At 34.0% G+C, this 13,513-nt stretch carries 16 protein-coding genes and 1 pseudogene; 10 read left to right on the top strand and 7 right to left on the bottom strand.

Annotation, left to right across the window (positions count from 1 at the left end; translation table 11 throughout):
• Window positions 1-96: 96 nt before the first annotated feature.
• The 4 genes from IWX84_RS14195 to IWX84_RS14180 all read left to right on the top strand — a co-directional run bounded on the left by IWX84_RS14195 (window position 97) and on the right by IWX84_RS14180 (window position 2,833).
• Complete coding sequence (locus IWX84_RS14195; RefSeq protein WP_196851419.1) at window positions 97-945, top strand: alpha/beta fold hydrolase; 849 nt, start codon at window positions 97-99, stop codon at window positions 943-945.
• 2 nt (window positions 946-947) lie between these two features.
• Window positions 948-1,418, top strand: a complete 471-nt coding sequence (locus IWX84_RS14190; RefSeq protein WP_196851418.1) for an RNA polymerase sigma factor — start codon at window positions 948-950, stop codon at window positions 1,416-1,418.
• A complete protein-coding gene (locus tag IWX84_RS14185; protein WP_196851417.1) occupies window positions 1,408-2,004 on the top strand; it encodes a hypothetical protein in 597 nt (198 codons plus the stop codon). Before IWX84_RS14190 ends, IWX84_RS14185 begins: the two co-directional genes overlap by 11 nt.
• Window positions 2,005-2,143: 139 nt before the next feature.
• Window positions 2,144-2,833, top strand: coding sequence for a zinc metallopeptidase (locus IWX84_RS14180; RefSeq protein WP_196851416.1), 690 nt, complete (start codon window positions 2,144-2,146; stop codon window positions 2,831-2,833).
• 91 nt (window positions 2,834-2,924) lie between these two features.
• On the opposite strand, the gene IWX84_RS14175 is transcribed toward IWX84_RS14180, so the two are convergent.
• The 3 genes from IWX84_RS14175 to IWX84_RS14165 form a co-directional block, all read right to left on the bottom strand.
• Complete coding sequence (locus IWX84_RS14175) at window positions 2,925-3,395, bottom strand: Lrp/AsnC family transcriptional regulator (RefSeq protein ID WP_073208966.1); 471 nt, start codon at window positions 3,393-3,395, stop codon at window positions 2,925-2,927.
• A gap of 170 nt (window positions 3,396-3,565) precedes the next feature.
• Window positions 3,566-4,315 (bottom strand): uroporphyrinogen-III synthase, encoded by a 750-nt coding sequence (locus IWX84_RS14170; protein WP_196851415.1) that lies wholly within the window; start codon window positions 4,313-4,315, stop codon window positions 3,566-3,568.
• Between the two features lie 14 nt (window positions 4,316-4,329).
• A complete protein-coding gene (locus IWX84_RS14165) occupies window positions 4,330-5,001 on the bottom strand; it encodes a DUF4271 domain-containing protein (protein WP_196851414.1) in 672 nt (223 codons plus the stop codon).
• A gap of 105 nt (window positions 5,002-5,106) precedes the next feature.
• On the opposite strand from IWX84_RS14165, the gene IWX84_RS14160 reads away from it, so the two are divergent.
• Genes IWX84_RS14160 through IWX84_RS14150 form a run of 3 tightly spaced genes read left to right on the top strand, consistent with a single transcriptional unit; the run spans window position 5,107 to window position 7,617 of the window.
• Window positions 5,107-5,832: a polyprenol monophosphomannose synthase gene (locus IWX84_RS14160; RefSeq protein ID WP_196851413.1), complete on the top strand. Its 726-nt coding sequence runs from the start codon at window positions 5,107-5,109 to the stop codon at window positions 5,830-5,832.
• A 12-nt stretch (window positions 5,833-5,844) separates the two neighbouring features.
• The gene (locus IWX84_RS14155) at window positions 5,845-7,185 is read left to right on the top strand and encodes a dihydroorotase (RefSeq protein WP_196851412.1); all 1,341 of its coding nucleotides are present in this window, start codon (window positions 5,845-5,847) and stop codon (window positions 7,183-7,185) included.
• A 9-nt stretch (window positions 7,186-7,194) separates the two neighbouring features.
• Window positions 7,195-7,617: a DUF4296 domain-containing protein gene (locus IWX84_RS14150; protein ID WP_196851411.1), complete on the top strand. Its 423-nt coding sequence runs from the start codon at window positions 7,195-7,197 to the stop codon at window positions 7,615-7,617.
• A gap of 12 nt (window positions 7,618-7,629) precedes the next feature.
• On the opposite strand, the gene IWX84_RS14145 is transcribed toward IWX84_RS14150, so the two are convergent.
• Complete coding sequence (locus IWX84_RS14145; protein WP_196851410.1) at window positions 7,630-8,634, bottom strand: NAD-dependent epimerase/dehydratase family protein; 1,005 nt, start codon at window positions 8,632-8,634, stop codon at window positions 7,630-7,632.
• Between the two features lie 134 nt (window positions 8,635-8,768).
• On the opposite strand from IWX84_RS14145, the gene tyrS reads away from it, so the two are divergent.
• The 3 genes and pseudogenes from tyrS to IWX84_RS15485 form a co-directional block, all read left to right on the top strand.
• Entirely contained in the window at window positions 8,769-10,061 is a 1,293-nt protein-coding gene (tyrS, locus tag IWX84_RS14140) for a tyrosine--tRNA ligase (RefSeq protein WP_196851409.1), read from the top strand.
• Between the two features lie 30 nt (window positions 10,062-10,091).
• Window positions 10,092-10,295: a hypothetical protein gene (locus IWX84_RS14135; protein WP_196851408.1), complete on the top strand. Its 204-nt coding sequence runs from the start codon at window positions 10,092-10,094 to the stop codon at window positions 10,293-10,295.
• Window positions 10,296-10,434: 139 nt separating this feature from the next.
• A pseudogene (locus tag IWX84_RS15485) lies at window positions 10,435-10,539 on the top strand (type II toxin-antitoxin system RelE family toxin); the annotation flags it as partial.
• 5 nt (window positions 10,540-10,544) lie between these two features.
• Here the strand turns inward: IWX84_RS15485 and IWX84_RS14125 are convergent.
• From IWX84_RS14125 to IWX84_RS14115, 3 genes are all read right to left on the bottom strand, one after another.
• Window positions 10,545-11,525 (bottom strand): acyl transferase, encoded by a 981-nt coding sequence (locus tag IWX84_RS14125; RefSeq protein ID WP_196851407.1) that lies wholly within the window; start codon window positions 11,523-11,525, stop codon window positions 10,545-10,547.
• A gap of 127 nt (window positions 11,526-11,652) precedes the next feature.
• Window positions 11,653-11,991 (bottom strand): T9SS type A sorting domain-containing protein, encoded by a 339-nt coding sequence (locus IWX84_RS14120; protein WP_196851406.1) that lies wholly within the window; start codon window positions 11,989-11,991, stop codon window positions 11,653-11,655.
• Window positions 11,992-12,103: 112 nt separating this feature from the next.
• Window positions 12,104-13,315: a hypothetical protein gene (locus IWX84_RS14115; protein WP_196851405.1), complete on the bottom strand. Its 1,212-nt coding sequence runs from the start codon at window positions 13,313-13,315 to the stop codon at window positions 12,104-12,106.
• Window positions 13,316-13,513 lie beyond the last annotated feature (198 nt).

Below are 13,513 nucleotides of genomic sequence, written 5' to 3'. Positions count from 1 at the left end.
TTACCCATCGTTATTTGAATTTTGCAACTCTAAATTACGATTATTTTAAGAAGCCATTAATTTGGCTTCTTTTTTATCGGACAACAATGATTAATAATGAAAAAGTATATCTTCTTGCCTATTGTTCTGTTATTTTCAGCATTGTGTCTAAATGTATTTGGACAAACTAAATCATATCCCTTTGAGGTCGCCAAAACTGGAAAGGGAAAGCAATCCATAATCTTCTTGCCAGGATTTGCCAGTTCTGGAGATGTTTGGAATGAAACAAAATCTAATTTTGAAAAAGATTTTACGTGTTACACTTTTACAATGGCTGGTTTTGCCGGAGTTAAACCACAACCCAATGCTTCATTTAAAAATTGGGAAACAGAAATTGTCAACTATATTAGAGCAAATAAAATAGAAAAGCCAATTATAGTTGGTCACAGTATGGGTGGTGGGCTTGCGTTGGCTATTGCTTCGGATTATCCTGAATTAATAAGTAAAATAGCAGTTGTTGATGCGCTTCCTTGTTTGGCGGCTTTGAGAGATCCTTCTTTTAAATCGCAAGAAAATAACAATTGTGCTTCAATGGTCAATCAAATAGTGGCTATGCCTGAAGATGAATTTTATCAAATGCAGAAAAGAAATATGGCCATGCTTTTAGCAGATCCTTCAAAACAAGACGAAGCAATTAGCTGGAGCATGAAATCAGACAGAAAAACGTTTGGCGAAATGTATTGTGATTTTTCCAATACCGATTTGAGAGATAAAATTGCAACAATAAAATGCCCTTCATTAATAGTATTGGAATTTGGTTTTTCAAATTATAAAGCTCCAATCGAAGCACAATATAAAAACTTAAAAACCGCCAGTTTTGAATATGCAAACAAAGGCTTGCACTTTATTATGTATGATGATAAGGAATGGTATCTAGCACAACTAAATAATTTTATAAAATCATAACAATGGAGTTTGAACAACTATACAAATCCTATTGGCAAAAGGTTTTTCGATTGTGCATGGGTTACGTAAATGATTATGATATTGCCCAGGACATTGCACAGGAAACATTTATTATTGTTTGGCAAAAACTCCACACATTTAGAAATGAATCGGGTGTCGGAACCTGGATTTTCCGAATTGCATCAAATAATTGCTTGAGACAAATTGATAAAGAAAAACGATTTCCCAAGTCGGAACTTCCAATAAATATTACCGAAGAAAAACACTATTCGGTAGAACCTCAGATCCAATTTTTATACAAATGCATTGCCGAATTGCCAGAAATCGATCGTATCATTATTTCACTCGAACTGGAAGAGGTCAAACAAGCTGAAATTGCTAATATCGTGGGACTCTCAGAAGCCAATACAAGAGTGAAAATTCATAGAATAAAAGAAAGATTAACCCAAAAATTTAAAGAAAATGGACAATAATATAGACTTTAAAGATTTATGGAAACAGCAGTCGATAGGTCAATCGAATATAAATGATTTACTTGCGAAGCTAAAACATTTTAAAAAAACAAGTCTACGAAAGTTAATACTAACAAATCTTTTACTGATAGCCACCTGTTTTTTAATTGTTTTTATATGGTATTACTATGAACCTCAATTTATATCAACCAAAATTGGAATTGTTTTGAACGTTGCTATAATGGCTATTTACCTACTCGTTTACAATAAATTGTTTGCTGCGTATAAAAAAATTGACAACACAGATAGTAATGCAGAATATTTGCAAAAATTAATAGAAATTAAAACGAAGCAAAAGTTCCTGCAGTCCAAAATGTTAAGCATTTACTTTATAGTTCTTGGACTTGGAACATGCCTGTATATGTATGAATACACATCAATGATGACCTTATTCTGGGGTTTTATTGCTTATTTAGTTATGTTATTTTGGCTGGGATTTGTTTGGTTTTATTTACGTCCGAGAGAAATAAAAAAGGAAAATTCGAAAATCGATAATCTGATTGATAAATTTCAAAGAATTAATGATCAATTAGAAGCAGATTTGTAGTTTTTTCAATGACAAATTAATTAAGGTCATTTCATGTTATTTTTTTATTTAACGAATGCCAAATTGACAATTTAAAAAATTGGTTCAGATTTTGTTATTTCTTTCATAACTTTAAACACTACAATTAAAAAACAAAAATATGGGAATGAGTTATATAGTTCTAGCCGGAGCAATTATGCTTTTTAGTTGGCTAGTAAGTTCCAGGCTGAAAAGCAAATTTGAACATTATTCTAAATTGAATTTGCAAAACGGGATGAGCGGTGCTGAAATCGCTGAAAAAATGTTGGCTGATAACGGAATTCGCGATGTGAGAGTAATCTCAGTTGCGGGACAATTAACAGATCACTACAATCCATTGGATAAAACAGTGAATTTAAGTGAAGCGGTTTACAATCAAAGAAATGCGGCGGCAGCGGCAGTTGCGGCTCACGAATGTGGTCACGCAGTGCAACATGCAGTAGGTTATCAGTGGTTAACGATGCGTTCTAAGTTAGTTCCGGTAGTAAATGTTGCATCGACTTATATGCAATGGATTTTACTGGCAGGTATATTGATGATTCGTACTTTTCCACAATTGCTATTAATAGGAATTATAATTTTTGCTGCTACGACTTTGTTTTCGATTATCACGTTACCGGTTGAATACGATGCCAGCCATCGAGCATTAGCTTGGTTAGAAAGTAAAAACATGCTCACGCAGCAGGAACAGGCTGGTGCCAAGGATTCTCTTAAATGGGCAGCAAGAACTTACGTTGTAGCCGCTTTAGGATCCATCGCGACCTTGCTGTATTATATTTCCATTTATATGGGAGGGAACAGGAGAAATTAAAGCTTCTTGAGTAAACTATAAAAACCGTCTTGTGAAAACAAGGCGTTTTTTTTTGCAAAAAAAATTAAATTCATGATTATCCCACGCAAAATTATAACTGTATCTGTCTGTCAATTTGCTGGTCTAATGAAATAAAGGTTTCGGTTCTGGAAACGCCTTCTATCGCCTGTATTTTTGTGTTGAGTAATTGCATGAGATGTTCATTATCCCGACAAATAATTTTGATCAGGATCGACCAGTTTCCTGTAGTGTAATGACATTCTAACACTTCGGGAATTTTCTTTAAATCCCGCACTGCTTCGGGATTTCTTGCCGCTTTGTCTAAGTAGATCCCAACAAATGCCATTGTGTTATAACCCAGAATTTTATTATTTACCGTAAACTTTGAACCCGAAATCACTCCGGATTGTTCGAGCTTTCGCAAACGTTGATGAATGGCAGCGCCTGAAATTCCTATTTTGTTGGCGATTTGGAGAATTGGCATTCGAGCATCTTCCATCAAGAAACGTAAAATTTCTTTATCGATACCATCTATTTCTACCACTAATGAATTGATTTTCATAAATTGTTGTTTGAAACTAAAGAATACTATTTAGTTTTAATTTAAAATCAAATTTAAGTAAAAAACGAATAATATAAATGGAAAATGATTGTTTTGTAATTGTTGCATAAAAAAAACCATCCGTTTTGGCGGATGGTTGTTTGTGATATTTTAAAATAATAAATTTAAATCTATTTCGTTTTATTCGTTTCGGTAATGTATTTTTCCAATGCCATTGTCATAGATGGTGTTCCGGGAGTTGGAGCCATGATGTCAACTCTTAAACCACGGTCTAATGCTTCTTTTTGAGTCGTACTTCCAAAAACGGCTATTCTGGTATTGTTTTGTTCAAAATCTGGAAAATTCATAAACAATGATTTTATTCCGGTTGGGCTAAAGAAAGCCAAAACATCGTAATATACATCGGCTAAATCCGATAAATCACTCATGACCGTTTTATAAAAAATAGCTGGAGTCCAATCTACTTTTAATGCATTAAGTGTTATTGGAGCATCAGCATTCAATTGATCTGATGCAGGTAATAAGAATTTTTCGTCTTTGTATTTTTTTATCAATGGAGACAAATCAGCAAAATCTTTAGGTCCTACGTAGATTTTACGTTTTCGATACACGACATATTTTTGCAGGTAAAACGCAATAGCTTCGGACTGGCAAAAGTATTTTAATCCTTCGGGAACTTTATAACGCATTTCATCAGCAACCCTAAAGAAGTGATCAACAGCATTTCTACTTGTTAGAATAATAGCGGTATATTGATTGAGATCAATTTTTTGGAGTCTAATTTCTTTTGCACTTACTCCTTCAACATGGATAAAAGGTCTGAAATCAATTTTTACTTTATGCCTTTGTTGAAGCTCAAAGTATGGAGAATTTTCCACTTTAGGTTCTGGTTGCGATACCAAAATTGTTTTCACTTTCATATTTAAAACGGTTTCTAAGCACTCCCTTTTGTAAACCAATAATACATAAAATAATAGGGAGCTATTTCAAGAGTGCAAAGATATAAAATAAAGTAAAACAACTTACTTAATATTAAATTTTGATAGTTTTTTATTGAAATTAAATAGCTTATTAAGTTGGCACCTACTACTATAGCTATAAATAGTAAAAGTATATTTTTTGATAAGGAGTCATAATAGAACAGAATAATGTTGATTGGGAGTATGAATAATCCGATATAAGTTCTATAAGTAACCTTTTGAAGGTTAAATTGTTCAACAAATTCTTCGATATTAAAGGACGTAGCGATTATTTTCTCGATTAAATATTTCGATAAAATAAAAAAAATAAGGAAGGTGATTATTTGAATATATAAAATCCAATCTGTTTTTAAGGCTTTACCAAAATAACTTAGTGAAAGCTGGATGAAAAAAGCAAATGAAATTACTTGTACGAAAAATAATGAAATGGTAAATCCGCTTCTAAGGTGACTGCTGTCGCGGTAAACTTTAGTGTATTTATCGGAAAAAATTAAATTTGCAAAATCACCAAAACGATTTTCGGAAATGGATTTTGTCAGTGCGACAATTCCAAACGACAACACAAATAAAAGTGTTGCCCAGTCTTTATTTTCGATTATTCTCGGGTTAAGTACTTGTTCAATCATAGCGATGCAAAATTACTGATTTTTTATATCATTCTTTTTATTATAATTTTATTATGAATGAAATCGTATAAAAAGTTTACTTTTGCGGTGAAATTACTCTAAAATATGAACGATTCCATTGTTATAATCCCCACCTATAACGAAATTGAAAATATAGAAAGCATTATTAGATCGGTGCTTTCCCAACACAAACTTTTTCACGTTCTTATTATTGATGATAATTCGCCAGATCACACTGCTGATAAAGTGCTTCAACTGCAATCGGAATTTTCAGGCAGATTATTTTTAGAAAAAAGAGCAAAAAAATCAGGTTTAGGAACGGCGTATGTTCATGGTTTTAAATGGGCATTGGAACGGAAATATGAATTTATTTTCGAAATGGATGCTGATTTTTCCCATAATCCAAAAGATTTAGAAAAATTATATAATGCTTGTCATTTAGGAGATGCTGATTTAGCGGTCGGATCTCGATATGTTACCGGTGTAAATGTGGTTAACTGGCCTTTAAGCCGGGTTTTACTGTCGTATTTTGCATCAGTATATGTGAAGTTTATTACCGGAATGGTGATTCATGATGCTACGGCTGGGTTCGTTTGTTACAGAAGAAAAGTATTGGAAGAAATCAATTTAGATAAAATAAAATTTGTTGGTTATGCGTTTCAAATTGAAATGAAGTACAGAACCTATTGTAAAAAATTTCAAATTGTTGAGGTACCTATTATTTTTACAGATAGAACTAGAGGTCAATCTAAAATGAGTAATTCTATTATTGTTGAAGCGGTTTTTGGGGTTATTGCACTTAGATTGAAAAGATTAATTAACACATTATAAGAAAAAGATACGATGAACAGGATTTTAATTAAGAATGCCAAAATAGTAAATGAAGGAGTGATTTTTGAAGGCGATGTATTAATTGAAAATGACTTAATTGTTGAAATTTCAGAAAGTATAAGTGCCAAATCATCTCAATGTATGATTATTGATGCCGAAGGGAATTATTTAATGCCCGGTGCCATTGATGATCAAGTGCATTTTAGGGAGCCAGGACTTACTTATAAAGGAGATATTGAATCAGAATCTAGAGCGGCTGTTGCAGGTGGAATCACTTCTTATATTGAACAACCTAATACGGTGCCAAATGCGGTTACCCAAGAAATATTAGAGCAAAAATATGAAATCGCTGCAGAGAAATCATACGCCAATTATTCTTTTATGATGGGCGCCACTAATGATAATTTGGACGAAGTTCTAAAAACAAATCCAAAGAATGTTGCAGGAATAAAAATATTTTTGGGATCATCCACAGGTAATATGTTGGTTGATAATGAAGTCACTTTAGAAAAAATATTTTCCAGTACACCCCTGCTTATTGCAGTGCATTGTGAGGATGAAGGCACAATCCAAAAGAACTTAGCAAAATATAAAGAAGAATTTGGCGACGATGTTCCGGTAACGGCTCACCATTTAATTCGCAGTGAAGAGGCTTGTTATATTTCTTCTTCAAAAGCGGTGGCTCTGGCTAAAAAAACAGGAGCTCGTTTGCACGTGTTTCATCTTTCTACAGCCAAGGAAATGGATTTGTTTACCAACAAAATTCCATTGGAAGATAAAAAAATAACAGCCGAAGTTTGTATTCATCATTTATGGTTTACCAATGATGATTATGCTACTAAAGGCAACCTAATAAAATGGAATCCTGCGGTAAAAACGGCTAATGATAGAAAAGTACTTTGGGAAGCCCTGCTAGATGATAGAATTGATGTCATTGCTACGGATCATGCTCCACATACTTTAGAAGAGAAAAAACAATCGTATCTGAAAGCGCCTGCTGGTGGTCCATTAGTGCAACATGCTGTTGTGGCTATGTTTGAAGCTCATCACCAAGGAAAAATAAGTGTTGAAAAAATTGTGGAGAAAATGTGTCATAATCCAGCCAAGATTTTCAAAATCGAGAAACGCGGTTTTATCAAAGAAGGATATTATGCCGATTTAGTTATTGTAAATGCTGGTTTGCCATGGAGTGTAAAAAAAGAAAATATTCTGGCTAAATGCGGATGGTCTCCTTTTGAAGGATATACATTTAAATCTAGAATTACGCATACTTTTGTAAACGGACAATTGGTTTATAATAATTTTAAAGTAAAAGAAATTCGTGCGGGAAAAAGAATGTTGTTTGACAGATAAAATTTAAAAATGAAGAAAATAATTATACTTTTAACGATTGTATTTGTGTTTGTAAGCTGTAAGGATGAGGTGGTTAAAAAGCCAAATCGTCTTATAGAAAAGGAAACAATGGTTAATATTATGTATGATTTGTCAGTTTTGGACGCAATCAAATATCAAAATCCTGCGTCCTTGGATACTTTTAAAATAAATCCAACTCAATATATTTATAAAAAATATAAAATAGACAGCCTTCAATTTGCACGAAGTAATGTTTACTACGCTTCTAATTATAAAGATTATTCGGATGTAGTTGATCAGATAAACGCCCGATTAACTAAAAATAAAGCATCAATAACTGCCCTTATAAAAGCTGAAGCGAAGAAAAAGAAAGCAATAAAAAAACCAATTTTACCAAAAAGTAAAGCCATAGATTCTAGCCAAGTACTATAACTAAAAAAGGGTTTAATACAAATTGGCAATTGCTTTTATGTATTGATGAATATCTAAAAAATCAGTTTTCAAAGTCTTTTTGATTTTTTCATTCGAATACTGATTTGTTGAAAAAGATGATTTTGCGGTAGCTTTAGTCATTTTCCTTTTCTGCTGAAAAATGTTCGATAGTATCCAATCTATTCTCCAGGCAATCTCGATCATTAATGGGGTTGCGTGCACGCTGGGCCTCTTTACTTTTAAGGAATCGGCTATGGTGTTTAAGAAATCTTTAAAAATTATATTGTCTGCAATTAGTGTAAATCGTTCGCTGTGGATTTCACTTTTCATCAATTGGGTTGCGATTCGAACCACATCGGTTACAGCGACAAATCCAGTACTTCCCAAAGTGTAAAATGACAATCCTTTTTTTACTTTCGTAAAAAGAACTCCGCTTCCTTGTTCCCAAAAACCTGGCCCGATAATAACTCCCGGATTGATAATTATTACTTGTAATCCTTCTTGCTGCCCACGCCATACTTCCATTTCGGCGCCATATTTAGAAATGGCGTAATCGCTGTGGTATTTTTCTGGATTCCATTCGGTTTCCTCGGTGATTTGGTTTTCGTGGGAGGCTAAATCGCCAAGTGCAGCAATTGAACTCACAAAACACAGTTTCTGTATTGCATTTGAAATACAAAAATTGACAATATTTGCGGTTCCTTCAATATTAGTTTTCCGAATTAAATCTTCGTCTTTTGGATCAAAAGAAATTAAAGCGGCGCAATGATACACGATGTCAATATTTTGAAAAGCTTTTTCTAAGGAAGGAATGTCAGTGATATCCGCTTGTATCCATTCGATTTGGTCGAATAGGAATTCTTTTTTGTACATGGAGAAAAGCGATTTGGTTTTCTCCATTGAAGCGACACTTCGATAAATAGCGCGTACTTTTTCTATCCCGATACTTTGGGATTCTATTAAATGAAGCAATAAATGTGCGCCCACTAAACCGGTTCCTCCTGTGACTAAAATCATAGTTGCAAATGTAACAAATTATCAATTTTATAATGTAACAATTAGGGTTTTAGACAATTTTTTTTCAAATTGGTACATTTTCAAATTTTCAAATTGTCTAATTAAAACTATCTTTGTCCAAATTGATTGAAAAGATGAAGAATTTTATTGAAGAAGTGACTTGGAGAGGAATGCTCCACGATGTTATGCCCGGCACAGAAGAACATTTGACGGGACAAATGCGTGTGGCGTATGTGGGAATTGACCCAACTGCCGATTCATTGCATATAGGACATTTAGTAGGTGTAATGTTATTGAAACATTTTCAATTATCCGGACACAAACCATTAGCGTTAGTGGGTGGTGCAACAGGAATGATTGGTGATCCATCAGGGAAATCGAATGAAAGAAATTTATTAGATGAAGCGACTTTGCGTCACAACCAAGAAGCTATAAAAGGACAATTGGCTCGTTTTCTGGATTTTACTTCTGATGCGCCAAATGCAGCTGAATTAGTGAATAATTACGACTGGATGAAGAACTTTTCTTTTCTGGATTTCATTCGGGATATTGGAAAGCACATTACGGTAAATTACATGATGTCTAAAGATTCAGTAAAGAAACGTTTGTCTTCTGAAGCTGCCGAAGGAATGTCATTTACGGAGTTTACCTATCAATTGGTTCAAGGATATGACTTTTTGCATTTGTACAAAAATAAAAATTGTACGCTGCAAATGGGCGGAAGTGACCAATGGGGAAACATCACTACAGGAACTGAATTAGTTCGTAGAATAGCCAGTGGAAAAGCGTATGCGTTGACTTGTCCGTTGATTACTAAAGCGGATGGAACCAAGTTTGGAAAATCAGAAGGCGGAAATATCTGGTTGGATTCTGCCAGAACTTCTCCGTATAAATTTTACCAATATTGGTTGAATACTTCGGATGTTGATGCAGAAAAATACATTAAGATTTTCACATTTTTATCGAAAGAGGAAATTGAGGTTTTAACTGAGAAACATCGAGAAGCACCACATTTACGTTTATTGCAAAAACGTTTGGCAGACGAAATTACAATAATGGTACATTCTGCAGAAGATTTAGAAAATGCGGTAAAAGCTTCGAATATTTTGTTCGGAAATTCTACTTCAGATGATCTGAAACAATTAGATGAAGCGACTTTTTTAGATGTTTTTGATGGTGTTCCGCAAGCGGAAATCTCAAGAAATGAAATTGAAACCGGAAGCAATATAGTTGATGTTTTAAACGAAAAAACTGGTTTTATGAAGTCGAATGGTGAAGCGAGACGTGCATTGACAGCTAATTCTATTTCGGTAAACCGAGAAAAAGTTGCCGAAGATTTTGTGCTTTCGACGAAAGATTTGATTAATAATCAGTTTGTGCTTTTGCAAAGCGGTAAGAAAAATTATTTTGTGGTTCGGGTTAAATAATTTTATAACTTTACTAAAATATCAAAAGCTATGGAAACTCAATTTTTGACCGACGAAAAAGGAAATAGAACAGCTGTTGTATTGCCTATCAAGAAATACAATAAATTGATTGAAAAATTGGAAGATTTAGAAGACGTTCGTCTTTATGATGAAGCCAAAAGAGAGGATGATGGGTATCGTATTTCATTTGAGGATTACATGAAAACTAGAGAAGGTAAAAAGTCAAATGTATAGTATTGAATTTTCTAAAAAAGCACAAAAGAATCTTGATAAACTATCAGATGTAATTGCTGATCCAATTTTATCCGCTATAGGTGAGCTTTCTAGTAATCCTCGGCCGTAAGGTTATAAAAAATTAAAAGGAAGAAAAGGATACAGAATTCGGGTTGGAAATTATAGAGTGATTTATGAAATTTTTGACGAAGTGCTAGTGATTGATTTTATTGATTTAGGACACAGAAAAGAAATCTACGAATAACGGTTTTAAATCACCATCAAATTACACCCTCGAATATCGGAATTATCAAAACGTCCCAATACCTCGAAAGAGTTGTTGGGATTTTTTTTGCCCAAATCCTGCGTGGCAATAAACGAACAAGAATTAATATTAGCCAGATCGATTACGTTGATTCCGCCCGTTTTTCCATCTTGAATGTAGGTCAAAGCGTCTTCGGTGTCACGAACGAGGATTTGCATCCAAGAAGGGCATTCAAATACGCCGTCACCAAGAGAATAGGCTTGCGATAACAATTCGGTCATTCCATATTCAGAATGAATCGCCGAAACTCCAAAACCTTTGCATAATTGTTCGTGCAGTTCTTCCCGAATCATTTCTTTGCGCTTGCCTTTCATTCCGCCAGTTTCCATGATAATGGTATTTTGCAATTGAAAGGTATGTTTCTCAATCAAATCTAATAAAGCGTAGGTAACGCCAATCAAAATCACATTTTGTCCGGCTTGGTCTAAAGCCATGAGTTTAGCAATCAGTTCATCATGATTGTGTAGATAAAAACCACTCTCGGGATGATTTGACAGTTGAATTAAATCTTCCACCATGTAAATCAATGAAGAACCTTCTCTTTCCAGATAAGATGGCAATAGAGCCAAAACAACGTAATTTTCTATGTTACCATAAAACTGAGAAAATCCTTTGCGGTAACTTTCTTCGTAGATAGAAACGTCAGTCACTAAGTGTTTGCTGGTAATCATTCCGGTTGTTCCGCTGCTGGTAAAAGTAGCCTGAATGGGATTTGAATTAGAAACCACAGGATGGCTTTTGAAAAACTGAATGGGCAAAAACGGAATCTGTTGCAATGATTTTACTTGATGGGAATCTGTTTTTAGAAAATCACAAAATTCCCGATATACTAGGTTGTTTTCATATTGAAACCGAAACGTTTTTAAGGCTGCTTTTTCAAATTGCTTTTGAGTCGAAATGGCAAATATATCGGTAGTTGTAATCAAGATTTTTTTTTACAAAAGTAATTAAAAATTTTGGGGGGTTCTTATAAACCCAAAGTCTGCAGAAAAATTTTCCCCATAAAAAAAAGCCCTAACATTCATTAGAGCTTTAAAATTTGTAATCAAAGTTTTATCTTACGATTAACTTTCGGGTAGCGGTTGCGTTATCTTCATTAATCTTGATGATGTAAACACCGGGATTAAGATAAGCTATGCTTAATTCTCTTGAGCTAAGCATCGTTTGGAGTACTTTTTTTCCTAAAATATCAAAAATGATTATTTCTTTGTCTCCGTCATTTTTTGAAGAAATGTAAACTTTGCCGTTATTAACGGGGTTCGGGTACAAGCTCAAGCCTTCTATAGAAGCAGTTTCTTGTGTCTTTGGCTGTTGCTTGTTCTCTTGAGCTGAGAGGCTTGTTGAGAATATAAAAACCAATAAAGTAATAATATAAAAGTAGTTTTTTTTCATTAGTTCTTTTTGTTATTAGTAAAGTTACAAAAAATATTTCAAATATTATACCAAAAAAAAACATCCTGAAAATTCAGGATGTTTTTTGTTAAATATTTTTTGTTTTTATTGCTTATAGGTCGATAGCCCAACCAGTAGCCCATGAAGGTATTCCAGCTCCGTTACCAGCTCCAGTAGCTGCAGATTCTGAAGTAACTATTGCAGAAACGTTAGCGCTTAAACCACTTGTTGCAGGAGCAACAGCATTTAATTTTCCTGAAGTTTTAGTTGAAACATCAGTAGTAAAGTTTACGTTTACTGCTTTCAAAGAAGTAGGGATATTAGCAATCGTTTCATTATTTTCTACGTTGAAACCAACTTTCCATCCACTAAAGAATAAATTTGTAAAAACTCCTTTAGTTCCTCTTCTTAATTTCATCGCGTCATTTTCTAACCATGTACCAGTAGTTGGTGCGCTTCCAGGTCCAACAAGACTTAAATTAGTGATAGTAGGATTAGAAATAGGAGTGTTTGAATATCCTAATTCAAAATTATCAGCTTCAATTCCTCTATTTCCTTTTCCGAAACCTAGTTTTCCGTACCAGTTTGTGTTTGTTCCATTCCATCCTTCAGTCCAGTCAAATTGGTCATCTTCGTTTCCAATAGAAACTAAGTTAGAAGTATTAACAGTTCCACCGAAGAATTCAATTCCATCATCAGCACCGTGAAAAAATTCTACAAAATCAATTGTTGTTCCAGATCCAACACCGAATAATGACATACCATTAAATTCTTTTTCACTGTTGAAAGCTGCACCTGCGTATTCGATTCTTAAATATTTGATTGAACCAGAATTGTCAGCTGCAACAGTTCCACCGTAAGTTAAATCAGCTACTTCTGATTGAGCTGTACTTGCACCGCCAGTTACCCGATTGATAGGTGCTTTTCCGCAAATTACTACTCCACCCCAGTCTCCAGCATTTTTTGTAGCCAATCCGCTTGTCATTACAACAGGTTTAGCAGCAGTTCCATTTACATTTAATTTTCCTCCTTGGGCAATTGCAATATAAGCAGATGTACCTCCAGTACCTTGAATAACAGTACCAGCTGGGATTGTCAATGTTGCGCCACTATTTACTTGAATTTTTCCAGATAACTTGTAAGTTTTTGTTGCGTCTAATGTTACTTCTCCGTCATTAATAGTTCCTTGAAAATTGTTTGCATCTGCTGTGAAAGTAGATGAAGTAGGAGTAGATGGGGAAGGGATGTCGTTTGAACTACAGCTTGTGATTAAACCTGAAGCCAAAGCTAAAATTCCAAATAATTTTACGGTTGATTTTTTCATGATTGTTTGATAAAATTTTATATTTAATTTCTTAGTACAAAGATGCAACAAGAGTAATTTTTGCATGTTATGTAAACATGATTGTTAGTTTAATAAAATACAATCGGTATGTTAAGTTAATGTTGCTATGTTAATTAATTTTATCGAGCTAACAGGAGTTATTAACAGTTTACTTTCCCTCCCGTTGATGGTTCTTTT

This window comes from Flavobacterium sp. CG_9.10, assembly GCF_015752245.1.
Lineage (GTDB): Bacteria > Bacteroidota > Bacteroidia > Flavobacteriales > Flavobacteriaceae > Flavobacterium.
Note: the sequence above shows the minus strand (reverse complement) of the source record. Positions and strands in the feature narration are given on the sequence as shown.